The sequence below is a fragment of the Sorangium sp. So ce281 genome, assembly GCF_051527395.1.
GTDB classification, from domain to species: Bacteria; Myxococcota_A; Polyangia; order Polyangiales; family Polyangiaceae; genus Sorangium; species Sorangium cellulosum_B.
In genome coordinates, this window is record NZ_CP150322.1 from 10,247,629 (window position 1) to 10,268,182 (window position 20,554).

At 69.9% G+C, this 20,554-nt stretch carries 17 protein-coding genes; 4 read left to right on the forward strand and 13 right to left on the reverse strand.

The features are described from left to right. Positions 1-15: 15 nt before the first annotated feature. The 4 genes from WMF27_RS39170 to WMF27_RS39185 all read right to left on the reverse strand — a co-directional run bounded on the left by WMF27_RS39170 (position 16) and on the right by WMF27_RS39185 (position 7,298). Positions 16-4,350 (reverse strand): HAMP domain-containing protein, encoded by a 4,335-nt coding sequence (locus WMF27_RS39170; RefSeq protein ID WP_437763794.1) that lies wholly within the window; start codon positions 4,348-4,350, stop codon positions 16-18. Positions 4,351-4,463: 113 nt separating this feature from the next. Next, positions 4,464-4,904: a response regulator gene (locus WMF27_RS39175; protein WP_437763793.1), complete on the reverse strand. Its 441-nt coding sequence runs from the start codon at positions 4,902-4,904 to the stop codon at positions 4,464-4,466. Further along, on the reverse strand, positions 4,901-6,493 hold the full coding sequence (locus WMF27_RS39180; RefSeq protein WP_437763792.1) for an ATP-binding protein: 1,593 nt from the start codon (positions 6,491-6,493) through the stop codon (positions 4,901-4,903). The genes WMF27_RS39175 and WMF27_RS39180 overlap by 4 nt, the downstream gene beginning before the upstream one ends. A gap of 391 nt (positions 6,494-6,884) precedes the next feature. Then, the gene (locus WMF27_RS39185; protein ID WP_437763791.1) at positions 6,885-7,298 is read right to left on the reverse strand and encodes a winged helix-turn-helix transcriptional regulator; all 414 of its coding nucleotides are present in this window, start codon (positions 7,296-7,298) and stop codon (positions 6,885-6,887) included. A 142-nt stretch (positions 7,299-7,440) separates the two neighbouring features. Here WMF27_RS39185 and WMF27_RS39190 point away from each other — a divergent pair, with 142 nt between their 5' ends. Together WMF27_RS39190 and WMF27_RS39195 are read left to right on the forward strand one after the other, a co-directional pair. Further along, positions 7,441-8,571, forward strand: coding sequence for an alkene reductase (locus tag WMF27_RS39190; RefSeq protein ID WP_437763790.1), 1,131 nt, complete (start codon positions 7,441-7,443; stop codon positions 8,569-8,571). A gap of 164 nt (positions 8,572-8,735) precedes the next feature. Then, on the forward strand, positions 8,736-11,693 hold the full coding sequence (locus tag WMF27_RS39195; RefSeq protein ID WP_437763789.1) for a HEAT repeat domain-containing protein: 2,958 nt from the start codon (positions 8,736-8,738) through the stop codon (positions 11,691-11,693). A gap of 71 nt (positions 11,694-11,764) precedes the next feature. Here WMF27_RS39195 and WMF27_RS39200 read toward each other — a convergent pair whose 3' ends face one another. The 3 genes from WMF27_RS39200 to parA form a co-directional block, all read right to left on the reverse strand. Then, a complete protein-coding gene (locus WMF27_RS39200) occupies positions 11,765-12,187 on the reverse strand; it encodes a response regulator (protein ID WP_012240421.1) in 423 nt (140 codons plus the stop codon). A 105-nt stretch (positions 12,188-12,292) separates the two neighbouring features. Then, positions 12,293-12,961 carry a hypothetical protein gene (locus tag WMF27_RS39205; RefSeq protein ID WP_437763788.1) on the reverse strand — a complete coding sequence of 223 codons (669 nt, stop codon included), beginning with the start codon at positions 12,959-12,961 and terminating at the stop codon, positions 12,293-12,295. Further along, complete coding sequence (gene parA, locus WMF27_RS39210) at positions 12,912-13,595, reverse strand: ParA family partition ATPase (protein WP_437763787.1); 684 nt, start codon at positions 13,593-13,595, stop codon at positions 12,912-12,914. Before parA ends, WMF27_RS39205 begins: the two co-directional genes overlap by 50 nt. 222 nt (positions 13,596-13,817) lie before the next feature. Here parA and WMF27_RS39215 point away from each other — a divergent pair, with 222 nt between their 5' ends. After that, the gene (locus tag WMF27_RS39215) at positions 13,818-14,954 is read left to right on the forward strand and encodes a DUF4419 domain-containing protein (RefSeq protein ID WP_437943427.1); all 1,137 of its coding nucleotides are present in this window, start codon (positions 13,818-13,820) and stop codon (positions 14,952-14,954) included. A 90-nt stretch (positions 14,955-15,044) separates the two neighbouring features. Here WMF27_RS39215 and WMF27_RS39220 read toward each other — a convergent pair whose 3' ends face one another. From WMF27_RS39220 to WMF27_RS39245, 6 genes are all read right to left on the reverse strand, one after another. After that, entirely contained in the window at positions 15,045-15,218 is a 174-nt protein-coding gene (locus WMF27_RS39220) for a hypothetical protein (RefSeq protein WP_437943428.1), read from the reverse strand. 146 nt (positions 15,219-15,364) lie between these two features. Then, positions 15,365-16,159: a glutathione S-transferase family protein gene (locus tag WMF27_RS39225; protein ID WP_437943429.1), complete on the reverse strand. Its 795-nt coding sequence runs from the start codon at positions 16,157-16,159 to the stop codon at positions 15,365-15,367. A 120-nt stretch (positions 16,160-16,279) separates the two neighbouring features. Beyond that, positions 16,280-16,807 (reverse strand): N-acetyltransferase family protein, encoded by a 528-nt coding sequence (locus WMF27_RS39230; protein ID WP_437943430.1) that lies wholly within the window; start codon positions 16,805-16,807, stop codon positions 16,280-16,282. 24 nt (positions 16,808-16,831) lie between these two features. After that, positions 16,832-17,719: a MafI family immunity protein gene (locus WMF27_RS39235; protein ID WP_437943431.1), complete on the reverse strand. Its 888-nt coding sequence runs from the start codon at positions 17,717-17,719 to the stop codon at positions 16,832-16,834. 68 nt (positions 17,720-17,787) lie between these two features. Next, the gene (locus WMF27_RS39240) at positions 17,788-18,216 is read right to left on the reverse strand and encodes a hypothetical protein (RefSeq protein WP_437943432.1); all 429 of its coding nucleotides are present in this window, start codon (positions 18,214-18,216) and stop codon (positions 17,788-17,790) included. Between the two features lie 123 nt (positions 18,217-18,339). Further along, entirely contained in the window at positions 18,340-18,726 is a 387-nt protein-coding gene (locus tag WMF27_RS39245; RefSeq protein ID WP_437943433.1) for a carboxypeptidase-like regulatory domain-containing protein, read from the reverse strand. Between the two features lie 583 nt (positions 18,727-19,309). On the opposite strand from WMF27_RS39245, the gene WMF27_RS39250 reads away from it, so the two are divergent. After that, positions 19,310-20,533, forward strand: coding sequence for a PAS domain S-box protein (locus WMF27_RS39250; RefSeq protein ID WP_437944556.1), 1,224 nt, complete (start codon positions 19,310-19,312; stop codon positions 20,531-20,533). The last annotated feature ends 21 nt before the right edge of the window (positions 20,534-20,554 follow it).

The window sequence follows — 20,554 nt, forward strand, 5'->3', positions numbered from 1 at the left end:
GTGCGGCTCCGCGGCTCAATCCGGCCGCACCCAGTGCAGGATGGTCGACATCAGCCGCCCCTCGTCCACCGGCTTGGCCACGAAATCGTTCAGGCCGGCGTCCAGGCACTTCTGTCGATCTTCCGGCATCGCCTTGGCCGTCACCGCGATGATCGGCAGCTCGTTGAAGCGAGGATCGCTCCGGATCTCCCGCGTCGCCTCGTAGCCGTCGAGCTCGGGCATCATGATGTCCATGAGGACGACATCGATGGACGCATCAGCCTCGCGCAAGATCTCGATACCGTGCCTCGCGTTCTCGGCCAGGACGACGTGCGCCCCGCGCCGCTCGAGCAGGCTCGTGATGGCGAAGACGTTGCGCGCGTCATCGTCGATGACAAGCACGCTGCGCCCGGCGAGCGCGACCGAGGAGGCGCCGTTCGTGAGGAGCGGCGCGACCGGCTCGGGCAGCTCGGCGCGCGCCGGCCTCGTCGCCTTCGGCTCCGTCCGCTCCGCCGGCAGGTACAGGGTGAACTTGCTGCCGAGCCCGGGCGTGCTGTTCAGCGAGATCTCCCCGCCGAGCAGGCTGGCCAGCTCCCGGCTGATCGTCAGGCCGAGCCCCGTGCCGCCGTAGGTGCGGCTGGTCGACGCGTCCGCCTGCTGGAACGCGTCGAAGATGAGCGTCTGCTTCTCTGTCGGGATGCCGATCCCCGTGTCGGTGACGGCGAACGCCAGGACGGTCTTCGCCTTGACGAGCGTCTCTCGCTTGAACGTGAGCGCCTTGCTGGCCACCTCGATCTCGAGCGAGATCCGCCCGGACGACGTGAACTTGAACGCGTTGGACAGCAGGTTCTTCAGGATCTGCTGGAGCCGCTGCAGATCCGTCATGATCCCCGCGGGGACGCCGGTCGCGACGCGCACCCAGAACTCGAGCTCCTTCTGCTCGGCGATCTGCCGGAAGCTCCGCTCGACGTACTCGGCCAGCTCGGAGAGCAGCACCCGCTGGGTCTTCACGTCGATCTTGCCGGCCTCGATCTTCGAGAGGTCGAGGATCTCGTTGATGAGCTGCAGGAGGTCCTGCCCCGCCGCGGCGATCGTCTTCGCGTACTCGACCTGCTTCGGCGTGAGCGTGTGCTCCTCGTTGTCCGCGAGGATCCTGGCGAGGATGAGCAGGCTGTTCAGCGGCGTGCGCAGCTCGTGCGACATGTTCGCGAGGAACTCGGACTTGTACTTCGAGGTGCGCGACAGCTCCCTCGCCTTCTCCTCGAGGGAGGCGCTGGCGCGCGCGATCTCGCGGTTCTTGATCTCGAGCTCCGACGCCTTCTCCTCCAGCTCCTGCGAGCGCGAGCCGAGCTCGGTGTTGGACCTCTGGAGCTCCTGGAGCAGCTCCTCCGTCCTCATGCTGGCGCCGATCATGTTGAACACGACGCCGATCGACTGCGTGAGCTGCTCGAGGAACGTGAGGTGGATGGGCGTGAAGTTCTGGAAGCTCGCCAGCTCGATGACCGCCTTGAGGCCGCCCTCGAAGAGCACCGGCAGCACGCAGATGTTGCGCGGCGGCGCGTCGCCGAGGCCCGAGCTCACCCGGATGTAGTCGTCCGGGAGATCCGTGACGACGATGCTCTTCTTCTCCAGGCCGCACTGCCCGACGAGCCCCTCGCCCAGCGCGAACCGGTTGGAGATGCCCTTGCGCTTCTGGAACGCGTAGCTCGACGTGAGCTTGAGCGCCGGATACTTCTCCTCGGACTCGAGCACATAGAAGGCCCCGTGCTGCGCCGAGACGAGCGGCGTCACCTCGGACATGATGAGGCGAGAGAGCGCCTCGATCGTCCGCTGCCCGGCCATCATCCCGGAGAAGCGCGCCAGGTTCGTCTTCAGCCAGTCCTGCTCCTGGTTGGCGCGCGTCGTGTCCCGCAGGTTCGAGATCATCTGGTTGATGTTGTCCTTCAGCTGGAGGACCTCGCCCTGCGCCTCGACCGAGATGGCCCGCGTGAGGTCGCCCTTCGTCACGGCGGTCGCGACCTCGGCGATGGCGCGCACCTGCGTGGTGAGGTTGCCCGCGAGCTGGTTCACGTTGTCGGTGAGGTCCCTCCACGTGCCGGCCGCGCCGGGCACCTTGGCCTGGCCGCCGAGCTTGCCCTCGATACCGACCTCGCGCGCGACCGTGGTCACCTGCTCGGCGAACACGCGGAGCGTGTAGGTCATGTCGTTGATGGTGTCCGCCAGCGACGCGATCTCGCCCTTGGCCTCCAGGGCGAGCTTCTGGCGGAGATCGCCGTTCGCGACCGCGGTCACGACCTTGGCGATGCCGCGCACCTGCGAGGTGAGGTTCGAGGCCATGACGTTGACGTTCTCCGTCAGGTCCTTCCACGTGCCGGAGACCCCGGGCACCTGCGCCTGGCCGCCGAGCTTGCCCTCGGTGCCCACCTCGCGCGCCACGCGCGTCACCTCCGCGGCGAACGCGCGCAGCTGATCGACCATCTTGTTGATGGTGTCCTTCAGCTCGAGGATCTCCCCCTTCGCCTCGACCGTGATCTTCTGGGACAGGTCGCCGCTCGCGACCGCCTTCGTGACGAGGGCGATGTTGCGCACCTGGTTCGTCAGGTTGCCGGCGAGCTGGTTCACGTTGTCGGTGAGGTCCTTCCACGTGCCGGCGACGCCCGGCACCTGCGCCTGGCCGCCGAGCTTGCCGTCCGTGCCCACCTCGCGCGCCACGCGCGTCACCTCCGCGGCGAACGCGCGCAGCTGATCGACCATCTTGTTGATGGTGTCCTTCAGCTCGAGGATCTCCCCCTTCGCCTCGACCGCGATCTTCTGGGACAGGTCGCCGCTCGCGACCGCCTTCGTGACGAGGGCGATGTTGCGCACCTGGTTCGTCAGGTTGCCCGCGAGGACATTCACGTTGTCCGTGAGGTCCTTCCACGTCCCGCTGACGCCGCGCACCTCCGCCTGCGCGCCCAGCTTGCCCTCCGTGCCCACCTCGCGCGCCACGCGCGTCACCTCCGACGCGAACGCGCGCAGCTGCTCCACCATCTTGTTGATGGTGTCCTTCAGCTCGAGGATCTCCCCCTTCGCCTCGGCGGTGATCTTCTGAGAGAGATCGCCCTTGGCGACGGCCGTCGTGACGAGGGCGATGTTGCGCACCTGGTTCGTCAGGTTGCCCGCGAGCTGGTTCACGTTGTCCGTGAGGTCCTTCCACGTGCCGGCGACGCCCGGCACCTGCGCCTGGCCGCCGAGCTTGCCGTCCGTGCCCACCTCGCGCGCGACGCGCGTCACCTCCGCGGCGAACGTCCGGAGCTGCTCCACCATCTTGTTGATGGTGTTCTTCAGCTCGAGGATCTCCCCCTTCGCCTCGACCGTGATCTGCTTCGACAGGTCGCCGTTCGCCACCGCCGTCGTCACGACCGCGATGTTGCGCACCTGGTTCGTCAGGTTGCCCGCGAGGACATTCACGTTGTCCGTGAGGTCCTTCCACGTCCCGCTGACGCCGCGCACCTCCGCCTGCGCGCCCAGCTTGCCCTCCGTGCCCACCTCGCGCGCCACGCGCGTCACCTCCGACGCGAACGCGCGCAGCTGCTCCACCATCTTGTTGATGGTGTTCTTCAGCTCGAGGATCTCCCCCTTCGCCTCGACCGTGATCTGCTTCGACAGGTCGCCGTTCGCCACCGCCGTCGTCACGACCGCGATGTTGCGCACCTGGTTCGTCAGGTTGCCCGCGAGGACATTCACGTTGTCCGTGAGGTCCTTCCACGTCCCGCTGACGCCGCGCACCTCCGCCTGCGCGCCCAGCTTGCCCTCCGTGCCTACCTCGCGCGCCACGCGCGTCACCTCCGACGCGAACGCCCGCAGCTGCTCCACCATCTTGTTGATGGTGTTCTTCAGCTCGAGGATCTCCCCCTTCGCCTCGACCGTGATCTGCTTCGACAGGTCGCCGTTCGCCACCGCCGTCGTCACGACCGCGATGTTGCGCACCTGGTTCGTCAGGTTGCCCGCGAGGACATTCACGTTGTCCGTGAGGTCCTTCCACGTCCCGCTGACGCCCTGCACCTCCGCCTGCGCGCCCAGCTTGCCCTCGGTGCCTACCTCGCGCGCCACGCGCGTGATCTCCGAGCCGACGGTCTGCAGCTGCTGGACGACGTCGTTCACCTCGTCGGCGATCTGACCGATCGTCCCAGGCACCTCGCCGATGCCGACGCGCGCGGAGAAGTTGCCGGCCTTCACCGCCTTGAGCACCTCCAGCACCGCCTGGAGCTGCATCTCCCGCACATCCAGGTGGCTCCCGTTGGCGCCGCGCTTGCGGGGCGGCGGCTTCTTCTTGCTCGCTCCGCTCCCGTGCTTGTCCTTCGAGGTCGCCGCGATGTTGTTCGATTGCATGACCACCTTCCTGACGACGATAGCGCGCCTGGAGTGCTTGTTCCCGTTGCAGGTGTCCGGGCCTCGTCCACGCCGGGGAGCGCGGCGTCACGAGACCCTGGCGTACCTCCGCTTCACGACTTGCCGCGGCGCAAGACCTCTGCGACTTGCCGCTGGAGACGAGCATGCTCGATATCGCGAGCGCGGCGCTCGAGCGCGCGTCGCATGCGAGAGCTTAGCTCATCGGAGCGGAAAGGTTTGGAGAGGTAGTCGGAGGCGCCGACGCGGAGGGCGCGCATCCCGGTCTCGACGGAGCCGAACGCTGTGATCGCGATGATCGCCAGCGACGGGTCGCGCTCCTTGGCCCGCGCGATCAGCTCGATGCCATCCATCCCCGGCATGCGGATGTCGGTGATCAGCAGATCGAAGCCCCCCGACGGCAGCAGACCGAGGCCCGATATCGCATCGGCCACGTGCGTCGCTTGGTAGCCGTGGTCCTTGGCGATGTCAACGACGAACCGGCCGAGATCATCGTCATCTTCGACAACCAACACGCTCGGTGAGCTGAGACTCATGCTTTCTGCCCTTCCTCTCTACCCCCTCGACTGGCCCCTCTACTCGACTCCGAGCTCGCCTCTGAGCTCGCTTCCACGCTCGCCGGTGAACCGGACACGATCGCGGGTAGCGTGACACGGAAGCACGCCCCGCCTGTCGACGAAGCGGCGGCCTCCACCGAGCCGCCGGCCTCCTCGACGATCCCACGGACGATGGCGAGCCCGAGCCCGCTGCCGCCGCCGGCCGCCTTCGTCGTGAAGAACGGGTCGAAGATCCGGTGTAGATCCTCGCCGGGGATCCCCGGCCCCGCGTCGGCGACCTCGAAGCACACGACGGCAGAGCCCGCTGGCCCATCGCACTCGGGCAGGACGCGCACCTCGAGCTCGCCGCCGCGGCACTGGGCCTCGACGGCGTTCAAGCACAGATTGAACACGATCTGAAACAGACGATCGGAGTCGAGGGCGACGCGCGCCCTCGCGGCGCCCTCGCACACGACGCTCGGCTCGATGCCGCGCCTCCTGCACTCCGGGCCCACGAAGGCGACCACATCGTCGATGACGCGCCGGAGATCGCTGTCCGCCTGCTGCGGTCTCGGCGGCCGAGCGAGGGAGACGAGGCGAGAGACGACGCGCGTGATCCGCTCGGATTGCCGCGCGATGGTCTCCAGCTCGGCGCGCAGGTGCTCCGGGCAGCCGGGCAGGTCGGCCGCGCGACGCGCGCGGCCATGGATCACGTTCAGCGGAGATCCGATCTCGTGGCCGAGCGAGGTCGCCACCTGCCCCGCGGCGGCGAGCGCCTGCGCCTGCTGCAGCTTGCGCTCCCCGTTCACGCGCGCCGCCTCCTCCCGCATGGCGCGCTCCCGCGCCTCGCGGAGAGAGCAGGTCATCGTGTTGAAGGCGCTCGCCAGGCGAGAGAGCTCCTCCGCGCCGCGCTCGGGCACGGCCGCGTCCAGGTCGCCGCTCGCGACGCGCTCGGCCCCGGCGAGGATGGCCCGCGCCGGGAGCGCGACAGTGAAGCGCCCGACGAGCCCGGCGACGACCGCGCTGATCAGCAGCAGCACGACGCCGGTCGCCGCGAGGCCGTGGTTCAACGTCCTCTCCAGCACCTCGACGTAGTGGCGATCGCGCACCAGGACGGCGACCAGGGGCTGATTGGCGCTGCTCGGCCGGATGGAGACCGTGCGGAGCAGCACGGATTGCCCGGCCAGGCTGGCGGCCTCCTCGATGTCGCCGCCTTCACGGAACGCCCGGCGCGCCAGCTGCTCGAGGCGCTCCGCTTCGCGCTCGACTCCCTTCGTGATGAAGATCGCCTCACCTTCGCTGGTGAACGCGGCGATGCCAAGGATGCGCTCGGCGCTCGCGAAGTCCTCTGCCCTCCGCCGGACGAGCCCGACGTCCCTGCGCTGCAGCGCGCTCTCGACGAACGCCTGAAGCAGGGTGGCGTAGCTGCGGAGCTCCGCCGTGGCCTCCTCCCGCAGGACCTGCTTGCGGTGCGCCGACGCGAAGATGCCATACAGCAGGATGGCCATCGCGATGGGGAGGACGAGAGACAACCAGAACTGGTGCGCGAGCCTCATCCCCCCCGGTCGGCGCTGGTGCTGCAGTACCATACGGCGATCCACCGCGATCCCCCAGGGGACGCCCTCGTTTTGACGCTTCGCGTTATAACGGGATACATCTTCGTGTTCGGGTATCTGGCGGGCTCATCCGCGTCGTTCGGCTCGTCGCCGCGTACTTTCGTACGCCTCACTCGCCTGCCTAACGGCTGAGCTCGTATCCCACGAATCTGCACCCCGCTTTGACAGCCACCGAGATGCGAAGCCCTCGAATTACATCACCATTCCACCTGAGCGGCAAGCGCAACCTCGAGCGCGACACAGGCGCTCATCTCGCGACCTCGCCACACGAGCGCTCGGCGTCAGGTATTGCCTGAGCGTTGCTCAGGACCGGGCGGACTCCTTCGTGACATCCGTCACGCGACCTGCGTGGACGCTACGGACGCTACGTGGATGACGTGGATGACGCCCGCGCGCGCTTCGCCGCCGGTGCCGCTCGTGCCGCCCGCGCGGCGCGCTTCGCTCCCCCGCCGCGCGCCGCGCTCACCGCGAGCCGCTCTCCCCACCGCGAGATCGCCTGCGCCACCTCGCCGAATCCCCGGCCGGCGTCGGTCAGCTCGTACTCCACGCGCACGGGGGGCCCCGGCAGGACGCGCCGCACCACGAGGCCCAGCGCCTCGAGCTCCTTCAGCCGGCTGGAGAGCATCCGATCGCTGATGGCGTCGAGCCGCTCGCCGATCTCGCCGAAGCGCAGCGCCCCTTCCTCGAGCGTCGCAATGATGAGCCCGTTCCAGGGCTTCGCGAGCACGTCCATCGCGACCTGAAACTTCTCGCAGAGGTGCTGGCACGCGTGCTTCATGTGTCGTCCCAGACATCAGAATGACCTATCCACTTCCAAAAGGGAAGTGACTTGACATCGTGCAGTGCAGATTCATGATGCTCGCCGAACGGATGCCACTTCCCTTTCGGAAGCTACATCTTCTTTGCAAGGAGCATCGATCGTGACCACCGCCAAAGACCTGCTCTTCAGCCCCTTCGCGCTCGGCCCCCTCTCGCTGCCGAACCGCCTCGTGATGGCGCCGCTGACGCGCTGCCGCGCCGGCGAGGGCAACGTGCCGACCGAGCTCAACGCGCGGTACTACGAGCAGCGCTCCTCTGCGGGCCTCATCATCACCGAGGCGACGCAGGTCACCCCGGAGGGCGTGGGATATCTCCGCACACCGGGCATCCACACGGACGCGCAGGTCGCCGGGTGGCGGCTCGTGACGGACGCGATCCACCGGGCGGGGGGGCGCGGCTTCCTTCAGCTCTGGCACGTCGGGCGGGCGTCGCACCCCTCGTTCCAGCCGAACCGGCAGGCGCCCGTCTCGTCCTCGGCCATCGCCATCCGCAAGGGCCACGCGCACACGCCCGAGGGCCCGCAGCCGTACACCACCCCGCGCGCCCTGGAGACGGGCGAGATCGCCGGCGTCGTCGCGCGGTTCGAGGACGGCGCGCGCCGGGCCAAGGCCGCCGGCTTCGACGGCGTCGAGCTCCACGCGGCGAACGGCTACCTCATCGACCAGTTCCTCCGGGACGGCGTGAACCAGCGGACGGATCGGTACGGCGGCTCGGTCGAGAACCGGGCGCGGTTCCTGCTCGAGATCACCGAGGCCGTGACCGGGGTGTTCGGCGCCGACCGGGTCGGCGTGCGGGTCTCGCCGCTGGCCGACTTCAACGACATGAGCGACTCCGATCCGAGGGCGCTCTTCGGCCACGTCGCCGCCGAGCTCTCGGCGCGCAAGGTCGTCTACCTGCACGTCGTGGAGCCGCTCTCGGGGCAGGCGCTCGACGCCGCGGCGCGGGTGACGCCCCTCCTCCGCGAGCGGTTCCGCGGCGCCCTCGTCGTGAACGGCGGCTACACGCTGGAGACCGCGGAGGCAGCGCTGCGGACCGGCGCGGCGGATCTCGTCTCCTTCGGCGCGCCCTTCCTGGCCAACCCCGATCTTCCGGAGCGCCTGTCGCGCCGCGCGCCGCTCAACGCGCCCGACGTCGCGACCTTCTACTCCGAGGGCCCGCGCGGCTACATCGACTACCCGCGCCTCGGCGAGGCCGCGGCGGGGCGCGCCAGCGCCGGCGCACAGGTGGCCTGATGGCTTGATGGCCCGATCGGGCGGAGGCGGGCGGAGGCGGCGAGGAGCTCCCGCGCCCGCCGCCCGTGATAGCCTTCCAGGCCGATGCCGGCCGCCCATCCGCTGCTCCCGAACGACGAGATCCCCACGGCGCCGCGCCCGGCGCGCTCGCCCGCGGAGGCGCCGTGAGCGCGGCCCCGGGCGACGTCAAGCGCATCGGGGCCGGCGAGCTCCGGGCGTTCATCCAGGACGCGGGAGAGCTCAAGAAGGGCACGCTGCTCTACGACGGCGGGCAGCTCCTCAACCTCGCGCGCTACGAGAACAAGCTGTTCTGCGACGCCAAGGGCTCGGGGGCCTCGCCTTACAAGGTGTCGCTCGTCTACAGCGACGCGCCGGCGCCCGCGTTCAAGGGGCGCTGCTCCTGCCCGGCGCGGACCTTCAACACCGCGTTCTGCAAGCACGCGGCGGCGCTGCTCGTCGCGTGGGCGCGCGCGCCCGAGTCGTTCGCCGTGAGCGAGGCGCCGCCGCCCGGCGCGCCGGGCGGGGACACCGCGCGCAAGAGCGTGAAGAAGGGCAGCGCGAACGCGCAGGCCATGATGAAGTCCGGCGTCGAGCAGGTCGGCACGCTCGTGCGCGAGCTCGGCGTGTCCGGCGTCGCGACGATCGGGGGCGACCGCATCGAGCAGATGGAGAAGCTCGCCGAGGCGCTCCGGGAGAACCGCCTCCGGCGCCTCTCGGCGCGGACGCTCGACCTCGCCGCGCTGCTCCGCAGGCAGGCCGCGGGGGGCCGGCAGGCCCGGGGCGCCCCCCGCGGCGCGCTGCCGGCGGTCGCCTACGCGAACGTGATGGCCGACCTCCTGCTCACCGCCCGCAAGCTGGAGAAGCACCTCGCGGGCGAGCCGCTCGACGACCGCCACGTCGAGGAGCTCGTCGGCAAGACGTGGAAGGCGTCCGACAGGAAGCCCGCGGAGGGCCTCACGCTCATCGAGTACGCCTTCTCGACGCGGACGACGAGCGACGATTTCGTCATCCGGGAGAGCCGCTTCATCGATCTCGAGTCGGGCCGCCACGTCAGCGAGAAGCAGATCCTCCCCGTGTTCCTGGCGAAGCGGACCGACCCGAAGCGGAGCTTCGCCGGCGAGGTGCTCGCCGGGGCGCGGGCGACGACCTACCCGGGCTACCCGCCGCTCCGCGTCGACTTCAGCGATCTCGGCGACAAGCGCCCGCTCGACGCCGCCGCCCTCGAGTCCGTGCTCGCGCGGGCGCTGCCCGACGTCGGCGCGGCGCTCGCGGCGCTCCAGGAGCACCGCAAGGACGTCTTCGCGCCCGACCTCGTGCCCGTGGCGGTGCTCACCGACACGCTCTTCGCGCGCGGCGCGCGGCTCGCGGCGGTCGACGACAAGGGGGAGGCGCTCCACCTGCCCGACGACCCGGCGCTCGAGGAGCGGCTCGCCGGCTCGCTCCGCGACGCGCGGCTCCGCGCGCTGCTCGGGGACGTCGGCATCGACGCCGCGCTGCCCACGCTGTGGCCGCTCGCCGCCGTCGTCGAGGGGCCGCTCGGCCTGGAGCTGCGCCCTGTCCTCGATCAGGGCCTCGCGGCGCGGGGCGGGCCGCTCGAGGGCTCCGCCTGGAACGCCGCCGCCCGCGAGGCGGGCGCGTCGCCCGCGGCCATCGCGCTCGGCGAGGTCCGCGAGGAGCTCGCCGAGGCGCTCGTCACGGGCCTGACCGGGCTCAGCGCGCGCGCGACCGATCCGCTGGCCGCGCGGCTGCGCGACCTCCGCCTCGAGAAGCAGGCCGCGCTGCTCCAGGCGCTGCCGCAGCGGCCGGAGCCGGCCGATCGGCTCGACGACTTCATCAAGCTCTACCAGGTGCTCGAGATGGCGCTCGTCCGCCTGGCCGGCGCGACGCAGATCGACCGCGCCTCGACCGAGCGCGTGCCGACCTACGAGAGCGTCGCGGTGGCGCGGCCCGACGAGACGCTCACCCCGGACGAGGTGGCGCGGCGGCGCGCGGCGGGCGCGATGAACCGCTACGTCGCCGCGGTCCACCACGCGCGCTACTACGCGTCGCTGCCGGCGAGCGAGCTCGTGGCGAGCATCTTCCCGATCTGGGCGGACGGCACCGCGACGCCGACCATCGCGAGGACGTTCGCGCCGCTCGGGGCCGAGGCGATCGCCGCCGCGGAGAAGGCGCTCACGGTGAAGGCGGGCCGCGTGGCGAAGCTGACGGCGGTGCGGGTGCTGCAAGCGGTCGTGCTGCACGGCGGCCCGGCCCGCGCCGAGGCCACGGCGATGCTCGGCAAGGTCGCGGAGCACGCGAAGGACGCCGGCCTGCGGGCGCTCGCCCGCGACGCGCTCGACGTCATCGACGTCACGCAGCTCACGCACGCGGCGCCGCCGGGCGGGCCGGGGAACGACGCGGTGCGCGCGCGGCGCGCCGCGCGGCTCGGGCGCGTGCACGAGCTCGCGAAGACGCTGGGCGCCGCGCCGACCAAGGAGGAGCGGCTCGTGGCGCTGAAGGCGCTCTCCGAGCTGGGCGACCTCGCCGCGCTGCCGGCGTTCCGCCGCGCGTTCTACGCCGACGCCTCCCGCGAGGTGCGCGAGGAGGCCGCCTACGCGCTCGCGCAGCTCGGCGACGTCGAGATGGTCGAGACCTTCGTGCGGATGCTGGCGAGCCGGGGCGTGGACGAGCGGGAGGCGAAGATCGCCGCGTACGCGCTCGGCTTCCTCGGCGACGTCCGCGGGCTGAGCGAGCTGCTCTCGGCCTACGCCGACGGGTACAAGCCCGGCATCGTGGCGGACGCGATCCGCGCGTTCGGCCCCGTGGCGCTCGCGCCGCTCGTGGACCTCATCGAGGCGCGGCCGGAGCTCGCGAAGCGCGCGGCGGCGCTCGACGCGCTGAAGAAGATGGACGACACCGCGGTGGCGGCCTGCCTCGTCGAGCGGATCGAGGCGCGGCGCGGCGACGCCGATCTCGCCGACAAGGCGCCGCTCTACCTCAAGCTCGCGGACGTGCACGCGCACAGCCGGCGCGAGGTCGCGACAGCCCTCATGTCGGCGCTCTCGGGCGCCTCCGGCAAGGAGGCGCAGGCGGCCGTCAAGGCGGCGCAGAAGGCGCTCGGCGTCGTCAAGCGCAGCAAGTAGCCGGACGCCGCCCGGCCGCCCCCGATCCCATCGGCCGCCCTGGGGGGCCGTACTCCACAGCATGCGTTTCGCTACGGTAGCTCCACGAGTCTCCAGTACTTGTTGAGCGCCGCCATGAGCTCGACGAAGCTGAGGAACGTGACCGGCTTGAGGAGATAGCCAGCCACGTTGAGGTTGTAGGCTCCCACCTTGTCGCGATCGTCGTTCGATGTGGTCAACACGACGACCGACGTGGCCCCGAGCTCTGGATCGGCCCGCAGCTCGCGCAGGAACTCGATCCCGTTCATCTTGGGCATGTTCAGGTCGAGCAGGATGAGGCGCCGCTCGGCCGGGACGACGCCGCTGCGCAGCATCTCGAGCGCCTCGACGCCGTTCCCGGCGACCCAGAGGGGATTCGAGATGTTGTTCCGCTTGAACGCCCGGCGGACATTCATCACATCGACGTCGTCGTCTTCGACGAGGAGGATGTTCAAGAGCTTTTCTTCGACGTCCATTGTCTCCCAGGTTCTCATTGGCGAGGTGGACGTGAACGTCAACTCCCGGCGAGGCGGCCGCGCCAGGCAGGTGCGATAGGGGCGGCGTCGATGGGCGCTGGTCGGTCAGCTCGCCCGGGGCCGCTGACGCCAGAGCGTCATCAGCACCCGTCCGACCTGGACCACGCGACCGACCCGCCCTTTCGGCCCGGTGTCCGCCGGACGGAACGGCTCGGTGCGGTAGCTCGCGCTCGGGGGCGGCGCCTCGCGGGGAGCGGCGGCCTCGGCCGAGGCCGCGGAGACGGACGCCGGCCCGAGGCGCTTGTCGAGGTGGACCTCGACCGCCTCGCCGACCAGGTTGCTCATGTCGCGGTCGTTCTCGATGCAATGGAGCAGCAGCCGATCCGCGAGCGGATCGGGCAGGTAGACGGTGACCGCGCGCCGGGAGCGGCCGTCGTTGCCGAGCAGCACCGGCGGGCCGGCGTGCGGCTCCGAGGTGGTGGCGAGCGCCTGGGGCCCGGCGGCCGCGCTGGCTGCCTGCGGCGCCGTCGCCGCGGGCGGCTCGGCGCCTGGCCGCGCCTCCGGTGCTCGGTCCTGCGGCGCCTCCTGCGCTCGCTCCCGCTCCTGCCGCGCCTCGACGGGCTTCTCGCCGTCGTGCGCTCGCTGTTCGGCGGCGGGCCTCGACCTCACGGCGTCGACCGCCGCTTTGCCGCCTTCGCCGCCCGCGACGAACGCGTCGGCCTTTTCAGGCGACGGCGGCTTTCGTAGCGAGACCGCGACTTGCTTTTTGGCCATGGTGAAGCTTCTCCAGTTCTTCGAGAAGGTGGGTGATCTCTCTGGCCGCGGCGTCCCGCGGCGCGTAGCCCGTCACCCCTTGCCCGCAGGCGAGGGACTCCTGGTAGGCGATGCGATAGCCGAGCTCCGTGGAGAGCACCGGCAAGCCCGACGTCTCGAGCACCGCGCGCGCCGATTTGCCGAGCGCCGTGCGGCCTTGCTTGCGTGTGATGAGGATGCAGCCCTTGAGCGCGCTCCGCAGCGCGGCGGCCTCGCGGAACACCTCGATCGCGGCGGTGAGGGCCCAGGCGTCCGCGGCCGTGGGGCCGCAGGGGTAGACGGCGATGTCGGCGACCATCAGCGCCGATCGCGCGATCTCGCCGTGGCGCGGCGGGCAGTCGATGACGGTGAGGTCGTACGCGGCGGCGACTTCCGGCAGCTGTCCCGGCTTGTGCATCGAGGCGCCCATGGCCATGACGGTCGGCGTATCGTGCCCCGCCTCGGCGGCCACGTCGCCCCACGTGCGGACGGTCCCCTGGGGATCGGCGTCGACGAGCAGCACACGCCGGCCGCTCGCCAGCGCGGCCACGGCGAGGCTCACGGCCGTGGTGCTCTTGCCGATCCCACCTTTCTGTCCGGTGAGCGCGATGATCATGATAGACCCCCCCTAGCAGAACCTTCGCCGGGCGGTCCACTTTCTTGCGAGCGCGGACAGGGCTTCTACCGAGCCGTCCTGAGGGGAATTCCCGACGGGGACGTTGATTTCTCGGTCGTGTCGACGGGTTGGCCGGCACATCGCAAGAGGTGGTTCAGCTCTCTATCCGGCGGGAGCGTCTCGACGTGGAGGTGTCGTCGATGCGCAGGGTAGGATGCATCGATGTCAATCACCTTCGCCGTGTCCGAGGTCGATCGGCCGCAACAACTCATGCAGGTGCTCGATCGCGCCAAGGCCATCCCGAGCCTGCTCGGCGGGGGTGAGCGCGCCGCGCCGGGGCAGCGGCGAATGCCCTGGGGCAGGCCGCGACCTCCCGTGGCGCGCATCGAGGCGTTCTCGTCGAGCGACGCGCCGCTCGTCTCCGCGACCGATGCCCACGCGCTCGCGCAGGCTGCGCACGACGCGTTTTACCTTCACCATCCGCTGGTCCTGTCGCCGGATGCCGTGTGGCTCTGCCTCGCGCAGGGGTTCGCCCACCACGTCGCGCTGAACGCCGAGGCGCTGCGCGGGCGGTTCGTCCGTCATCAAGGGAAAGAGAAGCTCGTCGTCGTTCGACCCGACTTCTTCCTGGGCCAGCCCAATCCATGGCCCGAGGCGTTCACGGCATTCTCGGACCAGATCGCCGCGCATATCGGCCGCCTGCGCGACCTGATCGTGGCCGACTTCTCGACGACCGGCGCCGTGGAGCGCGCCGCCTCGGAGGTCGTCCTCATGGACGCGTTTCAGCCTTACTTCGAGTACGAGATGCTGGCTGGTTGCGGCATCCCTGCGATCACGCTGCTGGGCAGCGTCGACGACTGGAAGAGCGTTCGCCGGCGCGCCGCGATGCTGTCCGAGTTCGGCCTGGAGGCCTGGACCGACGCGCTCCTCCCGGTGCTCGACGAGGTCGTCCGCACCGCCGAGGGGCACGTCGACCCGGCGTTCTGGCGCTCGTTCTTCCGCTACCAGAGCGGCTCCGGGCCGAGCGAGCTGACCGGCTGGATCCTCGTCCTCTTTCCCTACCTCAAGACGTTCGATCGGAACGGCGAGCGCCTCGGGCCGAACCCGTATTTCGGCCGGTGGGAGCAGGCGCTGCGCGCCGCGGAGAAGCGCACGGACTGGAGTTTCAACCCCGAGGGACCGAGTCTCCTGCAGATCCCGAGCTCGATCTCCAGCGCCCCCGTCAGGTTCGTCGATGTGCGCGACGGCACGGAGCACCCGTTGCGCTTCGTCGCAGGGCTCTTCGGCGTCACGCAGGAAGCCGCGACCGGCGCGCTCGCACCCGAGTTCGGCTGGGCGATCGTCCACGACGACGGCTGAGACCGTTTATGCTCGAGCAACCGCGTGGAACGCTACCGAATCCGCGGAGAGCGAAGCTCACAGCGTCCGTGTCTAGCATGTAGCGCAGCGTCATCCGAACGGATCCTTGATGCCCGTGACTGGCTCCTGTGCCGGCCGCTCGGCCTCATCCGACCAGGCCCCAAGGCAGGCACGAAAGCTCGAAGGCCATTCGTCGATTGGCTCCAGCTCCAGGAAGCGCCGGACGTTCGCCACCGGAAAATCTGCCTTCTTGTAGGTCTTCATGCGATCCCCCGACGCGCGGATGCACTACGAGCAGGCTGGACCCTGACTGCCCGCATGGCGGGTCGGCAGCGGCCTGCTCGGCGGCAAAACGCATTGTGCCATCCACCTCGCGGGCAGCAACGTCGGATACCAGCGCACGAGCGGCGTCAGAGCACCTGTTTGAGCAACTTCAGCGGGCTCAACCGGTCCCAGACGTCCGCCTCGCGAAAGCTCGGCCGCGCCTTGACGGCCTTCGCATACCGGGCGAGATGTGCTCGCCTGGCGATCTCGGCGTCGAAGCGCACGAAGGCCATCCGCGCGAGGAACACGGTCCACACCACGTCCACGGGCCCATAACCACCGGGGACGAGCGACTCGCGCCCATCCGCGAGCGCATCATCGAGCGCGTCCAGGAGCTCGAACGCCGCGCGCTTGCGCTCGCCGAACATCGCCACCACGCCCCCCGGGTCGAACGTCTTGACGCGCCCGGCGAACACCTCGGCGCGCCGCGCGTAGACGTCGGCGAGGTCCGCGTGCTCGGTCGCGAGCTGGCGCAGGCGCTTCTCCGTCGCCACGAGCGTCCTTCGGACGGCCGGTCGCGCAAGCGGGTTCCACGAGAGCAGCCACCCGAACGTGAGCTCCTCGATGGGGAAGGCGTAGTGGCGGTCGAGCCAGCCCCGCGTCGCGTCGTCGAGCGCGGCTTCGGTCGTGCCGAACGCGAACAGGAGGATGTCGCGGCTCTGCGAGAGCACGCGGCCGTCGACCTGCAGCGTCGGCACGGTCAGGTTCGGGTTGAGGCGCGCGTAATCCGGCGCGAGCTGCTGCGCCCTGCGGTGGATGTCGACGCGCACCGATTCGAAGGGGACGCCGCGCTCGACCAGCGCGAGGCGCGCGATCATGGAGTAGTACGACGGGGCAGCGTGATGGAGGCGGAGGCGTGCGGGGCTCGCGGGAGCGCTCATCGAGCCGAAGCGTATCACCGCCGCGCCCGAGCAGGTGCCTGGCCAAGCGGCGGCCTGCTCGGCTACGCCTCGCTGTCGGAGGGCGACGCGAGCCGCGCGCGTGTCGTCGTGCTGGCCAGATCAGAGCTTACGGTACATCCATACGCTGGGGATGTCGATGTCGAACCCCGCCTTCCGGTACGCGCGTCGCGCCGGAGCGTGGCTCGGATCGCCGCCGGTGCCGACGGTGGCGACCTTCATCCCGGCCTGCTTCAGGCGCGCCGCCGCGAACTCGTACATCGCGGTGCCGATCCCCTTGCCGGTTTGCGCGGGGTCGACGGCATTGAGGCCGATCTCGCCGACAAGCGTCTCCGGAGCGAGCCGAAGCGCCACGAAGCCGACGACCTCGTCGCCGGATTGCGCCACGTACAGCTCCCAGCCCGAGTCGGCCGCCATCAGCGACGTCAGCAGCCCCTCCTGCGCTTCGTCATCTCGCCGCTGCGCCAGCTCGTAGAGATCGTCCCCGAGGATCGAGCGGAACGACGCGAACACGGGCGCGAAGGCCGCGCGCCGGATGTCCTGAAGGCGAGCCGCGTCCTCGGAATGGGCACGGCGGAAATGGAGCTCAGTCAATTGGCTTTCCTCCTGTACGGCGCCATGCACGAGCATGGCGCTTGTGAAGCTCCATGCGGACTAACCCTCATGGGAATTCCGCGCCATGAGCGACGTAAAATATCCACGGAGCCACTTCATCCTCGAGCTCTCAGCCCATCCCATTGCGGCCATGGCATGCTCGATGGCGTCAAACTGCGCTTGGTCGACCGGGAGATCCAGGTCGCCGACCCAGTCGAAGACGTGCTCCATGGCGAGCCCCCACTCCCCGTACCGGTGAACCCAGTCGTGCGCATCGCGGAAGCGCTCTGGGGGGAGCACGTCCTTGAAGGACTCAAGCGCGAGCGCGCACAACGCGCGGATCTCTTCTTTCGTCACGAGGCCGACGACCTCGACAAAATAGCAGCTTCTGTCGAGATTCAGGCCTTCGTCCTCGCCGGCCATCTCCCGAACGCTGCGCGCCGGAGCGCCACAGCTGCGCGTCACAACCGCGAGGATCTCGGGCAAAGAGCTGCCCACCACGACGTCCAGAGCGGCCTCGAACGGTGAGCTCGAGTCTGGACCGTACACGATGCTGGGCGAGCGCAGCTCGCGCGCGAGCGCTCGCGCGCACGCCTGCAACGGGGCACGGAGGTGGTCGAGGTCGAGGACGAACACCGCGAGCCTCTCGAGGTGGCTCGCCTCGACAGCTCGCCTACCGAAGTAGAGATGGAAGCCCGCCCACTCGAACGACAGAGTGTCCCCTCGGGCCCAGGCCGCCAGGACCTCGTCCTCCGTGAGACGCTCCCCGGCCACGAACGTCGCGAACTCTTCTTCCCGGCGCAGATTCCGCCATCGCGGGCGCATCACCTGCCACAGCTGCCAAGCCGCACGCTGCATCTCGAGGGAGGCCGACGCACGCTCGGGGAATGCGAGCAGCTCGGCGGCTCCCAGTGAATGGCCCAGAACAAGCGAGAGGTCGACTCCCATGTGCTCTCCGAGTGCGTCACCTCTCCAGGTGTCGGTCGGTCGAACCAGCGGCGGCCCCGGGAATTCCGTTACCTGCCCGCACGGCCCGCGGCGTCCCATCGCGCTTGCTCGATGTCGCAGCCGCGCTCGATGAGCTCACGGATGTCGAGGACCAAGCGTCGCAGGAAGGCGAGGTCGACGACCTGTGACGGTGTGGTTGGCTTGAACCGTTCCACCGCGTCCGCGAGCCCTCCATGCCAGAGGAGCAGCCGCTGGCGCAGCGCTTGCGGCCGATCGATTCCCGAGAACAACTCGTCGTCGCGCGCGTAGACGTACTCGCAGGTCCCGTGGTTCGCAATGGACGATAGTGGCCCTGCAATCGAGTCCTGCCAGCCTTCGAGGCTCACCCAGTACGACCGAGCCCGGAGCGACCGCCAGCGGTGGACCGCGAAGGGCGCGATGACGGCGTCGGCGAGCCGCTTCCGAAACGCGAGGCGCTGGCCGTCGATGTCACCCATATCCGTCCGCTCCGACACAATGACACGCGGCTCCGGCAAAAGCCGGCTCGCGAATCTCGGTGCAGGCGACGCCGCGGTGGCATGCACTGAACGATGCGCGCCGTCCGGCGATCGGCGAGCGGATCACTCCAAGACGAGCTCGGCGCGCATCGTCGAGCACGCCGAACGACAGGCGAGGACGGCGCCAGTGCAGTAAGGCCTGATGGGAAAAACGTTCGTGGCGTGTCCGGGACGTGACACTTCGAGACGACATTCGTCGTGAATACAACCAAGGCCTCTGGCGGAGAAATTGCCGCTGGCGTCTGACGTCGCGCTCATGGCGCCGCTCTGGTCCGGACATGCCGTGCGAATGACGACGTTCGCGAGCGGGTGCCCGTCGCGTTCGGTTACCCGCCCGTCCAAATGGGTTCCCGGATCGCACGCCGACGCGATGATCGCAGCGCCGAACAGGAGTGGAAAGCGCACAGCTTGCCAAAGGAGGAGCAGAAAGCCCACGATCTGCCCGACCACCGTCAGACCGCCCGGTCGAACCCCGCCGGCCGAGACCCGCCCTGACGCGCGAAGTGCAGCCCCATCGAACCCATTTCCCTGAGCCCTGGCCGGTGTCGCCGCCGCGGATCGGCTCAAACGTCCGCCGTTCCGCGACCACCTCGCGCCCTCGACGTTCCACATACAACCTATCGTACACCCCAGGTCGCCTGCTTCGCGCGCTCTTCGCACCTGCAGAGCGCGGTCCAGCCAGGCCGTCTAGCCGGCGCCCAGGGGCACCCGATCGCCCCCACCGCGTGAAGCAGGGACGCAAATCAGGTCCAGGGCCACTTCCCCATCCCATCGAAAGGGCTCTTCACACCGGCCGCCGTGGTTCGGAGCGTGCCCCACCCGCCGGCGAAGCGCGCCTGCCCCGTGCGCGCGCCCACGCGCAGCTCACAGCAACCCGCCGCCGTCGGTCAGGCCACGCCCGCCTGCGGAAGTCCGTATTTGGTCCCAACGAAGTTCATCTCACAAGCTCGGCTTACCCCTCGTCCTCCCTGCCGGCCCCCCGTCGCTCGTCCTCGACACCGACAGCCGGCCCAGTTTACCTTGGACGAAAATGATGAGCACCGTGACCGCTCCCGGTTCCCCGGGCCTCGCCGCGAGCTACATGAGGGCTGTCCGCAGCGCGCCTTTCGCGGTGATCGAGTGCGCGGGGAACCTCGACGAGCTCGTGGTCGCCGAGTGGAACGGCGAGGCAGAACGCATCTTTGGATATACCGCTGACGAAGCGGTGGGCCGCCGCCTGACGGACATGATCGTGCGCGAGCCGGACGCCAGGACCTTCGGGCGTTCGCTCGGGCAGGAGAGCGCCCCGCGCCGCTACACCCATACCCGCAAGGACGGGCGCGCCGTCGTGTGCGAGTGGCGGGTTGCACCCGTGCTCGACGACGGCGGCGAGCCGATCCGGCTGCTCTGCTTCGGGCAGGACGTCACGGAGCAGGTCGAGGCCTTCGAGAAGGTCAAGGAGGGCGACATGATCCTCCGGGCCATCCTCGGCACCGTGGACACGGCCGTGACCCGGATGGATCGGGATGGAGTCACCACCTTCCACGAGGGCAAGACGCTCCAGTCCCTCGGCCTCAGGCCGGGCCAGTTCGTCGGACTGAACGTGTTCGACGAGCCTCCCGCGCCGATGGACATGGAGCCGATGCGAAGGGCGGTCCGGGGCGAGTTCGTCCGCACCCGCGTCGAGGCGTACGGGATGGCCTGGGAGACGTGGCTCGTCCCGCTGACCGACGAGCGCGGGGAGCGCAACGGCGCGGTCAGCTTCACGCTCGACGCCACGGAGGCGTTGCTCAGGGAAACCGAGCTGAGGGCGCGGCTCGACCTCATCGAGCGCCAGCAACAGGTGATCCGCGATCTGTCGACGCCCATCATCGAGGTCTGGGACAGCGTGCTGACCCTCCCGATGGTGGGCGTCGTCGACAGCAGGAGGGCCGCCGACGTGATGGACGACCTCCTGGCCGCCATCGTGGACAAGCGGGCGCGCTTCGCGATCCTGGACCTCACCGGCGTCGAGGTCGTCGACACGAAGACAGCGAGTTATCTCGTCGAGCTCATCCGCGCCATCCGGCTCCTGGGCGCCGAGGGGGTCATCACGGGCATCCGGTCCAACGTGGCGCAGACGATGGTCTCCCTCGGGCTCGATCTGTCGGGCATCGCGACCGTCGGAAATCTCCGCGCGGGCCTGAAGCTCTGCATGCAGCGCCTGGCAGCGGGCAGCGCGCCGTCGCGCGCCCCCGGGGGCGCGGCGCCGAGGCTCCCGGGAAGCGGCGGGCGCTGAGGTCCAGGACACGAGGCGGGC

Excerpts from the sequence above, each read along its gene's own strand:
- WMF27_RS39240 (WP_437943432.1), bottom strand. The coding sequence starts at position 18,216 with ATGGGTGACATCGACGGCCAGCGCCTCGCGTTTCGGAAGCGGCTCGCC.
- WMF27_RS39215 (WP_437943427.1), top strand. The coding sequence starts at position 13,818 with ATGTCAATCACCTTCGCCGTGTCCGAGGTCGATCGGCCGCAACAACTC.
- WMF27_RS39205 (WP_437763788.1), bottom strand. The coding sequence starts at position 12,961 with ATGGCCAAAAAGCAAGTCGCGGTCTCGCTACGAAAGCCGCCGTCGCCT.
- WMF27_RS39175 (WP_437763793.1), bottom strand. The coding sequence starts at position 4,904 with ATGAGTCTCAGCTCACCGAGCGTGTTGGTTGTCGAAGATGACGATGAT.
- WMF27_RS39180 (WP_437763792.1), bottom strand. The coding sequence starts at position 6,493 with ATGGTACTGCAGCACCAGCGCCGACCGGGGGGGATGAGGCTCGCGCAC.
- WMF27_RS39200 (WP_012240421.1), bottom strand. The coding sequence starts at position 12,187 with ATGGACGTCGAAGAAAAGCTCTTGAACATCCTCCTCGTCGAAGACGAC.
- parA (WP_437763787.1), bottom strand. The coding sequence starts at position 13,595 with ATGATCATCGCGCTCACCGGACAGAAAGGTGGGATCGGCAAGAGCACC.
- WMF27_RS39230 (WP_437943430.1), bottom strand. The coding sequence starts at position 16,807 with ATGCTCGTGCATGGCGCCGTACAGGAGGAAAGCCAATTGACTGAGCTC.
- WMF27_RS39250 (WP_437944556.1), top strand. The coding sequence starts at position 19,310 with ATGAGCACCGTGACCGCTCCCGGTTCCCCGGGCCTCGCCGCGAGCTAC.
- WMF27_RS39220 (WP_437943428.1), bottom strand. The coding sequence starts at position 15,218 with ATGAAGACCTACAAGAAGGCAGATTTTCCGGTGGCGAACGTCCGGCGC.
- WMF27_RS39185 (WP_437763791.1), bottom strand. The coding sequence starts at position 7,298 with ATGAAGCACGCGTGCCAGCACCTCTGCGAGAAGTTTCAGGTCGCGATG.
- WMF27_RS39170 (WP_437763794.1), bottom strand. The coding sequence starts at position 4,350 with ATGCAATCGAACAACATCGCGGCGACCTCGAAGGACAAGCACGGGAGC.
- WMF27_RS39225 (WP_437943429.1), bottom strand. The coding sequence starts at position 16,159 with ATGAGCGCTCCCGCGAGCCCCGCACGCCTCCGCCTCCATCACGCTGCC.
- WMF27_RS39235 (WP_437943431.1), bottom strand. The coding sequence starts at position 17,719 with ATGGGAGTCGACCTCTCGCTTGTTCTGGGCCATTCACTGGGAGCCGCC.